We start from the raw sequence: 17,705 nt of genomic DNA on the forward strand, positions 1-17,705 counted from the left end.
GGTTTTGCAATTAGATAAAAGTAATCTGCAAAATCTGCGTGAAAAAATTTCTCTGCAAAAAATAGGAGTCGCAAAGAATTAAAATTAGTCCCCATACAAAATACCTGATTCAAGCCATTTGCATAACCAACCCTACAAAATTGACCTAAAATAAATACTGAGATTAATACATTATTTTACAGTCAAAATACTTTGCACCTTTGTACCTTTGAACCTTTGCCACTAAAAAAAACTAAAGCTCCAAATTGAAATATGACACGAGAACATTATATTCCCTTCAACAAGGAATTCTTACTCGAGCAACAAATAAGTGCTTTCGCTGAAGACGAACAAAAAAAAGAGACTTTTAAAAAGTTGTTTGACATCGTCGAACATTATTATCATTACGAAGCCTTTAACCTAAACCGTAATCTAAAACAAAACTACGCTTTATTCGACCCCGATTTGAGTCCGAAAGAACGTGAAGCTTTTGTTGGCAAAAGTGATTTTTTGATTTTTAAAGAAACCCTTCATAAAGTTTTAGCGCATGGTAATTATACCCGTATAGATCAGGAAACTTTAGATCGGGCCTTTAAAGAATCGGACTTAATTGGTTTAAATCTTTCTATAGATTTTAACGCTTTTAAAGACTACGAATTATACGTTCGCGGACATCACCAAGCAACAGAAAAAGTTTCTAAATTTATTTTCTGGAAAAAGGAAATAGAAGTAGAATACTACGATCGTGTAATGATTTATCTGAATTACAACGAAGCCGATTATCTAAAAGAGAAAAAAGTCAAATTAGGAAAAATGCCCGTTGATCCGGGTTCTATTGGATTAAAAATCTTCAAACGCGTTCCTAAAAACGACCTTGAAACTATATTTCCGAATGCGATTCCGAGAATGTCAACACGGGATAAATTATTCTTTTGGGTACCGGGAATCGGTGGTGGTATTTCGTTGTTAAGCACAACGGTAATTCCGGCATTGATTGGCATGTACGCCGCCTATAAATCGGGAGAAACAATTGATTTGTTAAACAGTAAAGCTTCCTTAAATCAGGGGTTAATTGCATTGGGAATATTGTGTGCTTACTTGTTCCGTCAGTACAGCAACTTTATCAACAAAAAAATCAAATACGGAAAAATGCTTTCCGACAGTCTTTACTTTAAGAATCTCGGAAACAACAGTGGTGTTTTTTACTCGCTTCTGAACTCTTCTGAAGAAGAAGTCCTTAAAGAAACCATATTAGCCTACGCTTTTTTATACAGAAGTCCTGTTCCGCTAACAGAAGACGAACTCGATACTCAAATTGAATCCTGGTTCCTCACACAGCTCCATACCGATCTGGATTTTGATGTAAAAGATGCTTTAGAAAAATTACAAAATATTGGTCTTGGTATAGAAAAAAACGGAAAATGGGAAGTTATCGGACTGGATCATGCCCTTGTCAAAATCGACAAATTATGGGACAGTGTTTTTGAATACAATCAGGAAGTTAAAGAATATTAAATGCCGGATTTTAAACGTAATTCAATTTTGATTGCTCCATTGTATATAGGAAGTTTTATTTTATTACAGATATAATAAAGTTAACTAAACAAAAAAGAGGACGAAATTGTCCTCTTTTTAATTGTATAATTTTACAAGTAGATTCTTTTAAACTTCCATAAGATCGTCTACAGTCTCCCCCATGTCACCAACGGCAACCAATGCAGGTTTTGATGCTTTTAAGGTATTGAATCTTTCCAATTGCGCCATTTCTCCTTCTTCACCACTAAAGTACGGGAAAACGTCCATAATTGGCGATTCTGAAATAGCAGGAATGGTATAATCTCCCATAGTGTTTTTCATTACCGTAATCGTATTGTCGTAAGCTTCTTTTACATCATTTGCCTGAACCAAAAGATACATATTGGTTTTTCTTTCTTTACCGCTTTCTTCGTCATAAGCCATTAAAGTAACTTTTGATTTAAACCAACGGTCGGCATTTTCAAATGGGTGTATCTCGGCAAAATTTGCCACTTTTATATTCGTGATTTTAAATTCTTCACTAATGTAAGCAGCCATTTCTTCATTGATTCTGCTTTCTGCTTCTGTGTAAGATACCGCATCTACCAAATAAGGCTCCGAAGTCACTTTTTGCCCTCCGGTCTCATCCGTTTTTCTGTATTTTACTTTGCATTCGTACCAAATTGCGCTCATTTCTTCTGTTTTTAAGGATGCCAAAGATAGATTTTAAAGGGCATAAAAAGCGACATTTCAGAAAATAGATATTCACAATTTCAACTGCTCTTTGAACTTACTTTTTACTTTTCACAGATTACTATTTTCGAGACACTTAGAACCGATTATTCCTATTTTAAATTATAAAAAAATAAATAATATTTAATAGATTTGTTATATACCTAAATCCAAAACTATGAGAACATTAGAGCAATGGTTTGAAGAATATGCCGTAAGTCATCAGAACCCCAAAAACAAAGCAATACATTACGTCTGTGTTCCCGCAATCTACTTTTCGATTGTAGGTTTATTAATGAGTATTCCAAGCGATTTTATTGCGCGCACCTTGCAACTCAATGCTCCAATTGTAGAAAATTGGGCAGTGGTAGTATTACTTTTTGTACTGCTTTTTTACATTCGTTTGTCTGTCGCGATGGCATTTAAAATTGCTGTTTTCTCCACGCTTTGCCTAATCGCGAATTATTACATCGGACAGGTTTTACCCTTATGGTTGTTCTCGATCGGTGTGTTTGCAATCGCCTGGATCGGGCAATTCTACGGACATAATATCGAAGGTAAAAAGCCTTCTTTCTTAAAAGACCTTCAATTTTTAATGATTGGTCCTGCCTGGGTCGTGGAGAATTTGTTTTCGAGGAAATAGTTGTTTTTTTAGTCGCAGTTTTCAGTCTCAGTCTGAAACTGAAAACTGAAACTCAAAACCGAACAATACCTATAATTTTCAGCCTATTAACGTATCCAAGCTTATAGGCACGGGACAAATACGCGCTATCGTGGACTCCTTATTTTTACAATATTACTCATCAGATCTGGAATCGGATAGTGTCCCTCCTTTACCTTTAGTCAAAACTAACAGGACAATGATTTTAGATTCGTCATTTACTATAAAAGGTAGTATGATTTCTTTATTAAATTTAATATAATATAACCTCTCGTTGTTCTTAAGCTTTATCTCATTGTTATTCTTATCGTTCTGATATTCTTCAGCAGAATAAACGACTATTTCGTCCTTTTTTTTATATTGTTGTCTTATTGTATTCAAAACATAGAGACTGGTTTGTTTCCCTTTTTTGGTATATTTTACTGAACTTTCAACAATGCTATCGATAGAAATAGATTTATCTACTATTTGATTTGCGAAATCGTTAAGTAACTTTATATCACTTTTCACATGGTTATGAAAACATCCCCAACAAAAAAACAAAATTAAAGCAACCGCTATTATTTTTTTCATTTTTATTTCTTATTAATTACACGTTCCTCTATTACTTGCTGAATTTGCACCGGTAGTTTGTTTAGTGCCATTAACAGGAGTGGCCATATTTCGTATGTTTTCTCCCAATTGTCCGGGATTACTTCCTCCTCCTCCGGGCCATGTCCCATATGAATCATTTAAATTTAATCCGCCCAATCTAGCAACTGCAATACCAAAATCAGTACAATTATAGGTGTTTAAATTATAAGTCTTTGGCACTGTATTATTAGTATAGTTTATAATATTTGCTAACTGACTTGGATTAATACTAGTCGATATGCTCACGTCAAAATAATGGTTTTCATCATTACCAAAGGCTTTTGTATCACTAGGTGATGTTATTGGATGTACAGATGTGGCAGGCCAATACCCTATTACTCGTCTAATATTACCTTGCTGAATAGCTATAAAAGTATGCCCCACATCTCCTGTTAAAGTATAAGCATCTGGCTTATTGGGCTTAGGTTGATCAACATAAATTACTATTTCTGCACTTTTAGTCAGATCGAAGCATTTTAAATATTCTTTTATATTAGTTATTACTTTTGCAGGGCCAACGATAACTATTAAATTTGTCGAACTACCACCACCACTGCCACCACCGCCGGGTGAAGTATAACCGTCGGGAGTTGTACCGCCGCCACTTGTTGGCATTGGTATAACAGGACGCGGATTATATACAACCGGAGTTCCTTTACCTGGCCCCGTTATAATAACGGGTCTTAGCGGGATTGCAGGACCATCACCGTTTCCTAAACCACCACATCCACCATCACCAAAATCAGCGTAAACACAGGGAGGATCAGGTGGAGCTTTAGCGGTCTTATTTCTAGCAATCGAAAATTCGGCAACTCCTTCCTCAACCAACCGGTTATCTACAAATTTAGCGGCTCGCACCGGACCTCTTTTTAAGTCCCAAACCGTTATATAACCCGTAAAATCTCCTCCATCTACAGATCGACTCTCCGGTTTCACATTTTTATTGGAATAAGATTCAAACACAAGAGCTTTGTACTTGTTGTTGTCTAATTTATAAATATACAATTTTTGCTCCCACAATTCCCGCTCCTCTTTTTTGAGCTCCAAAACTGGTACAATAATAGTCGGCGTACCGTCTTCTGATTTTGTAAGTTTTGCTTCTTGCCAATCGTAATTTAAATTTTGAACTAATTCATAATTTTTGCCATTGGATTCATACTCCTTAAACCATGTTTTAGCTGATAAAAATGTTTTAGTCTGATCTGCTTGTTCATCAGGGGCTAACTTTTCGGTTTCACAACTGATCGTCAGGATAGTCACACTAAAAATAAAAGCAGCTATAATCGCATTTTCTCTTTTCATTGTTCTGCTTTTTACCATTTCATTTCGCATTTTGCCGGGCTGAATTGGATTTGGTTTATTCCCATCTTTCATTTAAAATCATCCATCCATTATTTTACTAATGCAATTGCTCAACAAATTCTTTAATTTTAAATAATTACTCATTGTTATTTGTTTTTCGCAAGCTTATCGTTTTATGTAGTGCTTTCTGTAGTAATAAATATATAAGTTTTTTCTTACTTTTAAGCAAATGTATGCATTTTTTTCAATTGAAAGTAATTGTAAGATTTTTTTAACACAAAAAAAAACAGACTTAAGTAGGTTCTAAAACAAGAGAGCTTTACCCCATTGCAGAACTTTGACCCCGATAGCGCAGATTTCCTGACAATTAAATAGAAATTTCAGCCAAATACTAATTCCATAAACTGTTTTATCCTACACTATTTTTATAAATTAGCCATTTAAAAAAACTTCCGAATCTCCTTTAAAACCTTTTATATACACATAAGTATATTATAAAAACATATTACTGGAAATATCGAATATAGAATTACTTAAAAACAGAAAAAAAACTAAATGAAAATATATTCTGCAATACAAATTGGAGATTATCATAAAAATAATTGCGAAGATCATTTGTACGTTGGAGAATACGGGAAAAACAAAATTCTTTGTGCCGTTATGGATGGCTGTACAACCGCACTGGAAAGTCATTTCGCTTCAACATTAGTTGGAAAAATTCTAAAGAAGATTTGTATTGAAAAAGGGTATAAAGAATTCATTGAAAAAAATGAGATTCAACTAAATATCGAAGACCACTTAAAATCAATTCTACAAGAATTAATGGTTGAGCTCAAGACGGTAAAAAATCTATTAATGCTTGACACTAAAGAACTATTAACGACTTTAATTATCATGCTGCTCGACAAGAGTACTGAACAAGGAATCATTCTGGCAATTGGCGATGGATTTGTAAATATTAATGGCAAAATAACTGAGTTCGAACAAGACAACAAACCCGATTATCTGGGTTTTCATTTAGCAGAAGATTTTGAACTATTTTACAATTCTCTGGAGCAGAAAATAGCGTTTAACAAAATAGAGGATTTGAGTATTTCGACCGATGGAATATTTACTTTTGAAAAATTGGTCCTGGCAAAATCTAAAGAAGAAATCAACGTATCGGAGTTTTTAACCACAGAAAAAACATTTTGCGAGACAGACGAAATGCTTAACCTAAAACTAAAGAAATTAGAAAATGATTTTGGATTAAAACCTACTGATGATCTTTCCATGATTAGAATTATCAAATAAAAATCAAACTACCCCAAAAAAACTATCGCACGGATTTGAAATCCGCGGGATCGGGGGCATAAAAAGCAATTTTAAATTTATTACAATCTTTTTCTTTACCTACAGAATCTTTACGTTAGTGGTTCACAGTACTCTTTATTTACTACTTTATCTCTTAGGACAGCTTTGTTGTTAAAGTTTCGTGTAATATTCCTTACGATTTCACTATAGTTATCGTCATTTTCTCTTTTATGATAGAATGGTTTTATTGAGACACAATGTTTATGCTCAAAGAGGGTACTTAGAAGCGTTCTATCTGAATTCCCGCAGGAATGCCCAAAAATAAATATTTGGTAATCATCACTATTTAAAAATTCTAACAGTTTTTTATAATTATCCGTTTCCAAATATTTAATTGATTTTATATTTTCAAGGTAAATATTGTCATTTAGATTTTCAATTGATTTGTAATCTTCATCCAGTTCATCCCCAAATCCAAAAATAACATTGTTATTATCTTTCTGGTCTGTAGTTCCATGAATGTGAATTACACTTCTTTCAAGATTTTTGTTATTTATAATATTCCTTGAAAGGTCAAGCCATGCAAGATTAGAATACAGTCCTTCAGTAAATGTATAGTTGAAATTCAAAAATAAAATCTCAGATGGTTGCAAATCATAGTAATTAGAAGCCGAATCGGAAAGCAATCTTTTTCTTATTTCATTTGGAGATTTGTTTTTCTCCATTGATTTAGAAACTAGTGCATCCCTCTTCTCCTTTGTATGCCATATTTTATAATCCAAAGAATTCATGCTTTTATCAAGCACATCCTTAATTTCCTGATACTCAAGTTCAACTTTTTTATTAATCGATTCTTCGCTAAAATCTTTGAACTTAAAATTAGAATAAACTTTATGAACGATTGCTTCTTTTAGATTGCTATCCCTAGTATTCTTACCAAAGTCATTTTTGAAATTGCTTTCTATTTTTTCCAAATATTTTTCTAATAGTCTTTGTATTTCAGTAAAGTCAGAATTTAGTTGAGAAATTTTATATTCACATTTTTTATCTTTAAATGATTCTTTTAAAAGTAAGTAATACTCATTTTCAATGTCAACCCAATTTTGAGTTTGCTTTTTTTTATTTATTTTTTCAAGAAATTTATTTTTAAAAGTCAGTGTACCTCCTCTCGATTCTATTATGTCATATAATTCCTCAAATTTAGTGATTGAGATAAAGAATGCGTTTAGAGGCTTTTGAGTAATTTTAAGTTCTGAATTTTCAAATGAACTTCCAGCGCTTTTCTTAATATCTGATATTATGTTGAGCCAATAATCGTTGATGAAATCACTATAGCTTGTTTTCATGCCATGAGCTAAATCAAAGCCATTCCCAATAAGTATTATTCGATTCATTCTTTTCCTTTTTAATCAAATATATAGATTATTTTGTAGAGTAAGAAAATCCAGAGCAAAGGATCTGATTGACAAAAATCTACAATTATTGTTTAGCAAATTGGCTATTACTTTAATCACGAGTAATAAATTTTAATAGAAAACTTGTTCTTTAAATTTATTATCGTAATATTGCGATATAATTTAGTTGAAATGGGAGCAACCAAGACAGAACATTTTACGGATGCACAAAACCAAATAGCAAAAATTGCTAAAGCATTGGGACATCCTGCAAGAATTGCTATTATTGAGTATTTAATGAAAACTAATGAATGTATCTGCGGTGATATTGTTAATGAGCTTCCTCTGGCTCAGCCAACAGTTTCACAACATCTAAAAGAACTTAAAAATGCCGGGATCATAAAGGGAAGCATTTCCGGAAATGCAATCTGCTATTGTATCGATGAGAAAACAATTGAAATCTTAAACTCCTATTTCTTAAAAATCATCCAAACCACTTCTAAATCAAAATGTTGTTAAAACATTTTTTTTGAGTATTTATATCGCAATATTGCATTAAACAAATAAACTAAACGCTATGAAATTATCGGAAATAAAACAAATTTTGCCAACATTAGAAAATGTTGAATTTCAACTAGAAAATGGGGCTTTTGTGCCGGAACATTTTCATGTTACCGAAGTTGGAATAATAACCAAGCATTTTATTGATTGCGGAGGAGTAATTAGAGATGAAAAAGTTGTAAACTTTCAACTTTGGAATGCTAATGATTTTGAACATCGCCTGAAACCAACCAAATTATTACATATCATCAAACTCTCTGAAGAGAAATTAAAAATCGAAGATTTAGTGATTGAGGTAGAATATCAAAATGAAACAATCGGAAAATACGATTTGGAATTTAATGGTAAAAATTTTGTTCTTCATAATAAAACAACTGCATGTTTGGCGCAGGACTCTTGTGGGATTCCAACTGAGAAACAAAAAATTAATCTTGTTGAATTAACTAGTGATTCCTCTTCTAGCTGTGCCCCAAATTCAGGATGTTGTTAAAGCAAAAGAAAGAATCATAAAACACAAAAAAACAATTATCATAACAACCTCTGTTATTTTGTTACAGTTAATTTTTGGCTATGAACCAAAATTCTGCATTATAAATATTACTTGGTTATTCGTTTAAGATATGAAAAAGAAAATATTAATACTTTGCACGGGTAACAGTTGCAGGAGTCAAATTGCAGAAGGTTACTTGAGATATTTTACAGATAACAAAGCCGACGTTTACAGTGCAGGAGTAGAAACTCATGGTGTCAATCCAAAAGCTATTTCGATAATGCAGGAGGATAGTATAGACATTTCAAATCACACATCCAATAACATTGATGAATATAAGAATATTGATTTTGAATATGTAATAACAGTCTGTGACAATGCCAAAGAGCGATGTCCTTTTTTTCCGACAAAGGCACTTAAGTTTCATCACAATTTTCCCGACCCTGCAAAAGCAACAGGAACAGAACTTGAAATAAACGAACAATTTAGGAATGTAAGACAGTTAATAAAGGATTATTGCAGAAAATTTGTTACAGAAAATTTAATTAAATAATCCGTTTCTATAAATTTTAAATTCAAATCAAGGCATTAAACTGAATCGTTCGTAAGTGTTAAAACATTTACTATTCGTTTTGATTTAATGCTTTTTTGATTTTTATCCGATCGTGCAGGTTTACAATCCGTCTTCACAATGTCTGTAAATTTCAACTTATTATTGTGTTCAATCTTTATGGGCATGGATTGCAAATCCATGCAATCGGGTTTAGACACTACTTTATCTATCCTTTTTTCGTAGCCGGTCCACAATATAACATAAATTTTCGCGACAAATTTCTAATCCAGTATTTTTTGCTTCCAACATTTTTGTTAAATAATTCTTCATTAACTATTTTGATTTCAAATAAATAATATTTTTGTTCAGATATTTTTAAGTCCCAAATTTTATCGGGGTTAAAAACACCATCTTGGGGATAATCATGACAAATGTCCATGGCATAAATTCTTTTCCCAAACCTTTTGATATCAACATCGTTAATTACCTCAAATTCTGCGACAAAACCTATCCGTTTAGAATTTGTTGTATCACTACATAGTATTTTATTAAAGTCCGATTTTATTGCCCTTACTTTGATTTCATAATCTTCAAGAATAAAAGGCTTATCCTGAGCATAATTTATATAGGAAAATAAAGAAAGAATCAGCACTAAAAAAATATTTTTCATAATTGTGGTTACTATTAAGTTTATAAAGGTGAATATTCTTTTCATCTGTTATACCATATTAAGTGATACCTAAAAACAACTGCTTCAAAATTAAATTCTGAAGCAGTTTATTTCTTTTTATTGTTTTACCATAATATATTCACCAGCCCTAATAACTCCATCCTTCGGCATTGGATCGCCTTTTTTAACGGCAATATATCTATACCAAATTTTTACAATAATTGCATCTTTACCGCCTACTGTTGTTTTTCTAATATCAATTTCTCCTCCGTTAGGAGATGTCGCATCTGAAAAACCAAGTCTTAATCTTTTTTCATCAGGTCTACAATCTTTACAACCCAATTTTGCACCTGTTAAAACTCTTGATCCTCTTATATTATTTAAATTGCTTGTGGAAGTTAATTGGTTTAAGGTATTTACTTTTTCAACTCCATTTTCCATTAACTGATATTCTCCTACGATCAAGTCCTCATAATAAGCACCATTCATAGAAGTCATAACATTTTTTTGCAATTTTATTTTAAATAACGTCGTGCCACTGGTATAAACGTAAGTACCATCATACCCATTTAAGATATTTTTGGTATCTTTATAATAAGCACCACTCGTACCAAGAAACCCTTCTTTTGGTGTTGATATGTCAATTATTGGACTTTGTGCTACACAGCTGTTTAAAAGAATAAAAAATACAGCGAAATTAATATAGTTTTTCATCGTTATTTGTTATTTAAGTACAAGGTACTGTAGTTTTTGTTTGTGTTGTTTTGTCAATTTCTATTTTTTCCCATTTATTTATTGATTCATCAACTTCGTAAAGGGCAATCCCAAAAGAAGCAAATTGTTGAAGGAAAGTCTTCTCTAAATCTGAGCTATTCTCATATTCTCGCCCTTGTTCAATATGAATTATATCAAGCTTTGTTTTTTCGCCCAGACCGCTAAGTTTTTGATCATTCCAGACTGCGTTTACTTTAGCGTTTAAGGCGTTGATGTCATTTACTTTTATAGCGTAAGTGTGTACTTTGTCATTATCATCTTTAACCACTATCATTGTGAAAACATCTGCTTTTATCTCAGGGTTTGCTTCATTATAAGATTGACTTAGTAATCTTACATCCTGAAAAGAAAACATTGCATAACCATCTTCCGGATGTGAATGTGCAGTACCAATAATATTGCCGCCGTAATTCAAATTAACTGAAAATTTGTCTTCCGACGATTTCTGAGTGAATTCGAGTCTATAAGTCTCATCGTAATTCATTTTTCTTTCTACTTCTACACCGTGCTCGACCTCATTAACAGAAGCCATCACTTTTCCTTTTAACCAAGCAATAGAGAGCATCATATTCCCAGTCTTTTTAGTGTCTAAAAGGACTTTTAACTTTTCACAAGGATTTGTAGCAGTAGGTGGAGGTGTTCCGCCATTGCTGCTACCACCACCCGGATTTGTATAACCGCCCGGAGTCGTACCGCCACCCGTCGGTGTTGGTATAGTAGGACGCGGATTATAGATCACCGGAGTTCCTGTACTTGGCCCCGTTATAATAACTGGTCTTAACGGAATTGCGGGGCCATCGCCATTTCCTAAACCACCACACCCGCCATCGCCAAAATCAGCGTAAACACATGGAGGATCAGGCGGAGCTTTACCTGTCTTATTCCTATCAATCGAAAATTCCGCAAAACCATTCTCTACTAACTGATTGTTTAAAAATTTAGCGGCTCTCACAGGACCCGTTTTTAAATCCCAAACCGTCATATAACCCGTAAAATCTCCTCCGTCTACAACTTGACTCTCCGGTTTTACATTTTTATTGGAATAGGCTTCAAATACAAGAGCTTTAAACTTGTTATCATCTAATTTATAAATATACAATTTTTGTTCCCAAAATTCTCGCTCATCTTTTTTGAGTTCCAAAACTGGTACAATAATAGTGGGTGTACCATCTTCTGATTTTGTAAAGCTTGCTTCTGCCCAATCGTAATTTAAGTTTTGGACTAATTCATAATTTTTACCATCAGATTCATACTCCTTAAACCATTTTTTAGCTGATAAGATCGTTTTAGTTTGATGTGCAGATTCATCCATTGCCAACTTTTCGGTTTCGCAATTGACCGTGAGCATTGCAATACTAAAAATAAAAACAGCTTTAATCGCATTTTTAATTTTCATTCTTGTGCTTTTTTACCATTTCATTTCGCTTTTTGCAGGGCTGAATTGGATTTGGTTAGTTCCCGTTTTTAATTCAAAATCATCCGTAAATTATTTTACTAATGTAATTATTCAACAAATTCTTTTATTTTAAATAATTACTCATTACTACTTGCTTTTTTTCAAGCTTGTAGTATTAAGTACTATTTTCTGCAACGGACGGGGCACTACATTACAGTTTTTTCTTAAAAAATGACGAAAATATATATTTTATCCTACGAAAACAATTGTAAGAAGATTTTTATTTAAAAATAGTAGACTTTGTATATAAATAACAATTTCAATTATGAACTTCATTAAAAAGCTATTAGAAAATCAAACAGAAAAACAAAGGGTAGGTAGAAGCTCTTTGTATGGGTATAGAAAGGCTATTGCAGATGAGTGTAGAATATGGTGTAACCGCACTGTTCCAAATCTATCAAGATCCGGAATTGAAAACATACAAGCTTATTGCTTGAGCTGTGGCCATTATTGGCACAATTAAAATACCAATAAAATCAATACCTGAGTTTACTTTCTCCACAGGCGTGGAAACAAAAAAAGCTGCCCAAATACGAGCAGCATTTTTTTAGTTTTATAAGGCATTATCTTTTTTTAGGTAAAATCCGGGAAATTGAGTAATTATACGCGTTTGTATTTGAAAGTAAATTGCCCATCATATCCGTCAGAAAATGAGACTACCCAAAGGCCGTCTTTGTCTATTTCTAGTGGAAAAATATAAACATATGGGATTGCAATTACTTGACTGCTGTCTGTGCTTCCGCCATAAAGCGTAAAGCTGATGCCTATTTTGCCTTCTGCTATTTGATAAGTAGCATTATTAACAGCAGTTAAATAAGTGGTATTAAAAGATACTTTGTCACTACTGGTAAAGTTAAAAAAGTCTTTAGATGCGCTGTAAGATTTGACAGCTCCCGTTTTTGTATTAACTCTTTCAGAGCTTACATTTACCCATTTCCCAATCATATCAACGGATGGCTTTGTGGTGGTGGTAGTGGTGGTTGGATCGGCAGGCTTTGCTTTAACTACAATAGCCTCTTCTTCTTTTGGTGGTATTTCTGAATCACTTGAACAACCAGCCAAAGTAATTACACTAAATAGTGTCATAAGTAAAATTGTTTTCTTCATGGTAAAAAATTAAATAGTTATACAAAAATTTCATAGTTATTACCACTAAAACAATTGAAATTCAATTCTCCCTACTTTTATAAATCAATTTTATTTTATAACGAGCAAAATAGTTGTTAAAAGGATGAATGCAGTATAAGACATACTCTACGCCATCAACCCAAATCTAAGCTTTTCCTAAAAAAGTTTCTGCTTATTTGTTTCAAAGACGGGCTTAATTTTTGATTTGCTGTTTTTAAAAAAAGGCGACTAGCTTATGGTAAATACCATAGACTAATCGCCTTTTTAATATTCTAGTTTGTGACCGCGGAGGGGTTCGAACCCCCAACCCTCAGAGCCGAAATCTGATATTCTATCCAGTTGAACTACGCGGTCGGTATTATTTTAGATTGTTGATTTTAGAGTTTAGATTGAATCTAAAATCAACAATCTGAACTCTAAAATTATTTATGACAATAGTTTCTTCACTATTGTAGAAATCGTTTTTCCTTCAGCAGTTCCGCCTAATTGTGCAGAAGCTAATCCCATAACTTTACCCATTGAAGCGATTCCTGACGCTCCGGTTTCAGCGATAATTTTAGCCACTACAGCTTCTACTTCTTCTTCGCTTAATTGTGCCGGTAAGAATTTCTCGATTACCGCTACTTGTGCTAATTCAGGCTCAGCCAAATCAGGACGGTTTTGCTCTGTGAAAATTCTCGCGCTTTCTTTACGGGTTTTAACTAATCTCTGAAGTAATTTTATTTCATCATCTGCTGATAATGCTTCACCTGATCCGGATGTTGCAGCCAATAACAGTTCAGATTTAATTGCTCTTAATGATTCTAATGCTACTGTATCTTTTGCTTTCATGGCCGTTTTGATCTCGTCCATGATTTGTGCTTGTAAACTCATCTTATTTTTTTATTTGAATAAGCTATGCTTATATATTGCTGTTTAGGTCTGAAAATTTAACTCTTCAGGAAATTCAAAATTCTTTTATAACCCCAAAAGAAAGTCAAATTTCTAAATTCTGTGCGAAGATAAAAAAAATAACCCGAAAATTAAATCCAATTTTCGGGTTATCCTATTTATTGTGATTATAAAATTAATCTACGTTGTCGTGCAGGAATGAATTATTCGAACGCAACTGCAAATCATTATTACTATCTGTACCAACAGAAATCCTTGAATTGGTTGTATTTGACTGAGTATTTGAAAGATCGATCCCTAATCTCTTATAAGCAGGCTCTTTTTCAAGTTCATCAATTCTTGCAACGTTATTATGGAATTTATAATTAAATTCTTTTAATTTTTTTCTTCTTTCTTCGGCTCTCATGCGCAACGTTTCCTCAATTGTCAATTCCATCGGAGAAACAGAGTCTGTTGTTGTGAACGCTTGCTCCTGAGCAAAATCAACTCTTGGTTTCAACGTGATATTCAACTCTTCAGGAACAACCTCTTCAACTGCTTTTTGTGCTGTTTTTGAAGCTGCCAAATCGTTTTCCATCTCCATGTATTCTTCTAAAGAATATTTGATAATACCGTTATCTGACAATTCTGTTACCGGAACAAATTGTACCGGCTCGGTAACTTTCATGTTACGTGTCTCATTTGTTAACTCAAACAAGATCTTATTATCCTCTACAACCGGCTCTCTTCTTACTTCCGGCTCTGCTCTGAAAAGAGGCAAATCAAAGGAGAAAGTCGTTTGTTCTTCTTTTTCGATACTTCTTTGCTGAACAGGTTTTATTTCCTGAAAAGCCTGAGTTTGCGGACTAGTAATCGTAAAATCGATGTCTGTAATTGGCGAAACAATTTCGAAAGTTACATCCAGATTTTTGATAAATTCTGACATGACCACCAATTCTTCCTGATTGATTGCCGGAGCTACCGGAGTAGCTGCAACGGGTGTAGGCATTACGGGAGCAACCGTATCCTCCATCAAATCAAAAATAATTTTTTCTTCTGTTTTAGGTGTAACTGTTTCCGCATTTACATCAAAAGAAGTAAGTGGTTTATTCGTTAAATTATGAACACTTCTTTGCTCATCTTCTAACGTATGAATGATTTTTTTAGGTTCTGTATTTACAATTTCATTTTGTTGTTCCACATCAAAACCAGTCGCAATGATTGTAACAGCAATAGCCTCACCAAGAGTTTCGTCTTCACCAACTCCCATGATAATATTGGCATTAAATCCGGCTTCTGCCTGAATGTGATCATTGATTTCTCCAATCTCATCAAGTGTAATCTCATTTGACCCAGAAACGATAAGCAACAATACGTTTTTGGCACCTGTAATTTTGTTGTCGTTTAACAACGGAGAATCTAATGCGGCAATAATAGCGTCTTTTGCTCTGTTCTCCCCTTCGGCAACAGAAGACCCCATAATAGCTGTTCCACTGTTTGATAAAACAGTTTTAGCATCACGTAAATCGATATTTTGAGTATAGTGGTGCGTAATTACTTCGGCAATACCTCTTGAGGCTGTTGCCAAAACTTCATCCGCTTTAGAGAATCCGGCTTTAAAACCAAGATTTCCGTACACTTCTCTTAACTTATTATTATTAATTACAATTAATGAATCGACCTGCTTACGCAATTTTTCGATTCCTAAAAGCGCTTGCTCCTGACGTACTTTCCCTTCAAATTGAAAAGGAATTGTTACGATACCTACAGTCAGGATCTCTCTTTCTTTTGCCAATTGCGCAATAACCGGAGCGGCTCCCGTACCTGTTCCTCCACCCATACCGGCGGTAATAAACACCATTTTAGTACCACGATCCAACACTTTTTCAATTTCAGAGATACTTTCGATAGCAGACTGTTGTCCTACATCAGGATTTGCACCTGCCCCAAGACCTTCTGTTAAATTTACTCCTAATTGGATTTTAGTTGGTACGCCACTATTTTGAAGTGCTTGTGAGTCTGTATTACAAACGATAAAATCTACCCCTTTAATACCTTGCTTAAACATGTGGTTTATAGCATTACTTCCGCCTCCACCTACACCTATTACTTTGATTACATTTGACTGATTTTTTGGTAAATCAAATGAAATACTTCCAAATTCTGAGTTGCTCATCATCTTTTTGGTTTTGAAATTCTTATTAAATACATTTTTTACTTCTTGACTTGGGGCAAAAAGTAATTCCTCTTCTTTTTATTACTCTGCGTTGTCTAAAAAATCCTTGATTTTATCGACATATCGGTCAAAAAATGATCTTCTTATTTTTGTCTCTGTAGACTCTTCTTTAGCTACGTTATTTCTGATCTCTTTTGGTTCCTCAAAAGTTTCTTCTCTATCAACGTAATTCTCTTCTACTTCGTATCGTTGTTGTACCTGCTGTTGCACTTGTTGTTGTACCTGAGGAGCTACATTTCTGTAAACTACCTTTGGCTGCTCATTAACTAATTCCATTCTAACGGCACTTTGCGTACTGTTTTCAATGCTGTTCATTACCAAACCTACCGCAGTAGCAAACAATGGACTTGAAATTTCTTCTCCTGAATTTCCTGCTAAATGTTCGTTAGGATATCCGATTCTGGTATCCATTCCGGTAATGTACTCTACTAACTGCTTGATGTGTTTTAGTTGAGCTCCACCACCTGTAAGAACAATTCCTGCGATCAATTTTTTACGGGGATCTTCGTGTCCGTATGCTTTAATTTCTGCAAAAACCTGTTCTACAATTTCCACCACACGTGCATGAATAATTTTAGATAAGTTTTTAAGCGAAATCTCTTTTGGTTCTCTGCCTCTTAATCCCGGAATAGAAACAATTTCATTGTCTTTATTTTCTCCCGGCCAGGCCGATCCGAATTTTATTTTTAAAAGCTCTGCCTGTTTTTCGATAATCGAACAACCTTCTTTGATGTCTTCTGTAATTACATTTCCTCCGAAAGGAATTACGGCAGTATGACGAATGATTCCGTCTTTAAAAATCGCTAAATCTGTTGTTCCGCCACCAATATCAATAAGAGCTACACCTGCTTCTTTTTCTTCCTGACTTAAAACGGCATCTGCAGAAGCCAGGGGCTCTAAAGTCAATCCTGACAATTCTATCCCTGAGCTCTGAATACATCTTCCAACGTTTCTGATAGATGAGGCCTGTCCTACTACTACGTGAAAACTGGATTCCAGTCTTCCGCCGTACATTCCGATTGGTTCTTTTATTTCGGACTGTCCGTCAATTTTAAATTCTTGTGGCAAAACATGAATGATTTCTTCTCCCGGTAACATGGCCAGTTTATTAACCTGATCAATCAAAAGCTGAATATCATTTTCGCCAATTACTTCTTCCGGATTATTACGGCTGATGTAATCTGTATGTTGAATACTTCTGATGTGTTGTCCTGCAATACCGACCACCACATCATTAATTTTATAACCTGAATTATTCTCTGCTTCAACTATCGCTTGCTGGATAGACTGAATGGTTTGTGTAATGTTGTTGACAACACCTCGGGCAACACCCAGACTTTTGGATTTTCCAATACCCAAAATTTCCAGTTTACCATACTCGTTCTTCTTGCCTATCATGGCAACTATCTTTGTCGTTCCAATATCTAGACCTACTGCAATGTTATCTTTTTCCATTTT

Annotated in this window: 17 protein-coding genes and 1 tRNA gene; 6 read left to right on the forward strand and 12 right to left on the reverse strand. The window is 34.0% G+C overall.

Annotated elements, in window-relative coordinates; translation table 11 throughout:
- Positions 1-252: 252 nt before the first annotated feature.
- A complete protein-coding gene (locus tag G3A47_RS03225) occupies positions 253-1,494 on the forward strand; it encodes a TMEM143 family protein (protein WP_166920356.1) in 1,242 nt (413 codons plus the stop codon).
- 147 nt (positions 1,495-1,641) lie between these two features.
- Here the strand turns inward: G3A47_RS03225 and G3A47_RS03230 are convergent, their stop codons facing one another.
- Positions 1,642-2,187, reverse strand: coding sequence for a DUF4494 domain-containing protein (locus G3A47_RS03230; protein WP_166920358.1), 546 nt, complete (start codon positions 2,185-2,187; stop codon positions 1,642-1,644).
- A gap of 217 nt (positions 2,188-2,404) precedes the next feature.
- On the opposite strand from G3A47_RS03230, the gene G3A47_RS03235 reads away from it, so the two are divergent.
- Entirely contained in the window at positions 2,405-2,869 is a 465-nt protein-coding gene (locus tag G3A47_RS03235) for an Mpo1 family 2-hydroxy fatty acid dioxygenase (protein WP_166920360.1), read from the forward strand.
- Positions 2,870-3,022: 153 nt separating this feature from the next.
- On the opposite strand, the gene G3A47_RS03240 is transcribed toward G3A47_RS03235, so the two are convergent.
- A complete protein-coding gene (locus G3A47_RS03240) occupies positions 3,023-3,460 on the reverse strand; it encodes a hypothetical protein (protein WP_166920362.1) in 438 nt (145 codons plus the stop codon).
- 12 nt (positions 3,461-3,472) lie between these two features.
- Positions 3,473-4,822: a hypothetical protein gene (locus tag G3A47_RS03245; protein ID WP_166920364.1), complete on the reverse strand. Its 1,350-nt coding sequence runs from the start codon at positions 4,820-4,822 to the stop codon at positions 3,473-3,475.
- A gap of 555 nt (positions 4,823-5,377) precedes the next feature.
- Between G3A47_RS03245 and G3A47_RS03250 the strand changes: the two genes are divergently transcribed.
- Complete coding sequence (locus G3A47_RS03250) at positions 5,378-6,115, forward strand: protein phosphatase 2C domain-containing protein (RefSeq protein WP_166920366.1); 738 nt, start codon at positions 5,378-5,380, stop codon at positions 6,113-6,115.
- A 110-nt stretch (positions 6,116-6,225) separates the two neighbouring features.
- Here the strand turns inward: G3A47_RS03250 and G3A47_RS03255 are convergent, their stop codons facing one another.
- On the reverse strand, positions 6,226-7,509 hold the full coding sequence (locus tag G3A47_RS03255) for an AbiH family protein (RefSeq protein ID WP_166920368.1): 1,284 nt from the start codon (positions 7,507-7,509) through the stop codon (positions 6,226-6,228).
- Positions 7,510-7,701: 192 nt separating this feature from the next.
- On the opposite strand from G3A47_RS03255, the gene G3A47_RS03260 reads away from it, so the two are divergent.
- The 3 genes from G3A47_RS03260 (at position 7,702) to G3A47_RS03270 (ending at position 9,113) form a co-directional block, all read left to right on the forward strand.
- Positions 7,702-8,028 carry an ArsR/SmtB family transcription factor gene (locus G3A47_RS03260; protein WP_166920370.1) on the forward strand — a complete coding sequence of 109 codons (327 nt, stop codon included), beginning with the start codon at positions 7,702-7,704 and terminating at the stop codon, positions 8,026-8,028.
- A 58-nt stretch (positions 8,029-8,086) separates the two neighbouring features.
- Entirely contained in the window at positions 8,087-8,560 is a 474-nt protein-coding gene (locus G3A47_RS03265; RefSeq protein ID WP_166920372.1) for a DUF6428 family protein, read from the forward strand.
- Between the two features lie 130 nt (positions 8,561-8,690).
- Positions 8,691-9,113 (forward strand): arsenate reductase ArsC, encoded by a 423-nt coding sequence (locus G3A47_RS03270; RefSeq protein ID WP_166920374.1) that lies wholly within the window; start codon positions 8,691-8,693, stop codon positions 9,111-9,113.
- Between the two features lie 226 nt (positions 9,114-9,339).
- On the opposite strand, the gene G3A47_RS03275 is transcribed toward G3A47_RS03270, so the two are convergent.
- From G3A47_RS03275 to ftsA, 8 genes are all read right to left on the reverse strand, one after another.
- On the reverse strand, positions 9,340-9,783 hold the full coding sequence (locus G3A47_RS03275; RefSeq protein WP_166920376.1) for a hypothetical protein: 444 nt from the start codon (positions 9,781-9,783) through the stop codon (positions 9,340-9,342).
- 117 nt (positions 9,784-9,900) lie between these two features.
- Positions 9,901-10,497 carry a DUF6705 family protein gene (locus G3A47_RS03280; protein ID WP_166920379.1) on the reverse strand — a complete coding sequence of 199 codons (597 nt, stop codon included), beginning with the start codon at positions 10,495-10,497 and terminating at the stop codon, positions 9,901-9,903.
- Between the two features lie 13 nt (positions 10,498-10,510).
- Complete coding sequence (locus G3A47_RS03285) at positions 10,511-11,953, reverse strand: hypothetical protein (protein WP_166920381.1); 1,443 nt, start codon at positions 11,951-11,953, stop codon at positions 10,511-10,513.
- Between the two features lie 660 nt (positions 11,954-12,613).
- On the reverse strand, positions 12,614-13,120 hold the full coding sequence (locus G3A47_RS03290) for a YgdI/YgdR family lipoprotein (RefSeq protein ID WP_208328336.1): 507 nt from the start codon (positions 13,118-13,120) through the stop codon (positions 12,614-12,616).
- Between the two features lie 301 nt (positions 13,121-13,421).
- Positions 13,422-13,495: transfer RNA gene (locus tag G3A47_RS03295), tRNA-Arg, on the reverse strand.
- A gap of 72 nt (positions 13,496-13,567) precedes the next feature.
- Positions 13,568-14,014, reverse strand: a complete 447-nt coding sequence (locus G3A47_RS03300) for a GatB/YqeY domain-containing protein (RefSeq protein WP_166920385.1) — start codon at positions 14,012-14,014, stop codon at positions 13,568-13,570.
- 193 nt (positions 14,015-14,207) lie between these two features.
- On the reverse strand, positions 14,208-16,190 hold the full coding sequence (gene ftsZ / locus G3A47_RS03305; protein WP_166920387.1) for a cell division protein FtsZ: 1,983 nt from the start codon (positions 16,188-16,190) through the stop codon (positions 14,208-14,210).
- A gap of 78 nt (positions 16,191-16,268) precedes the next feature.
- A complete protein-coding gene (gene ftsA / locus G3A47_RS03310) occupies positions 16,269-17,702 on the reverse strand; it encodes a cell division protein FtsA (protein ID WP_166920389.1) in 1,434 nt (477 codons plus the stop codon).
- Between the last annotated feature and the right edge of the window lie 3 nt (positions 17,703-17,705).

This window comes from Flavobacterium poyangense (assembly GCF_011751075.1).
Taxonomy (GTDB): Bacteria; Bacteroidota; Bacteroidia; order Flavobacteriales; family Flavobacteriaceae; genus Flavobacterium; species Flavobacterium poyangense.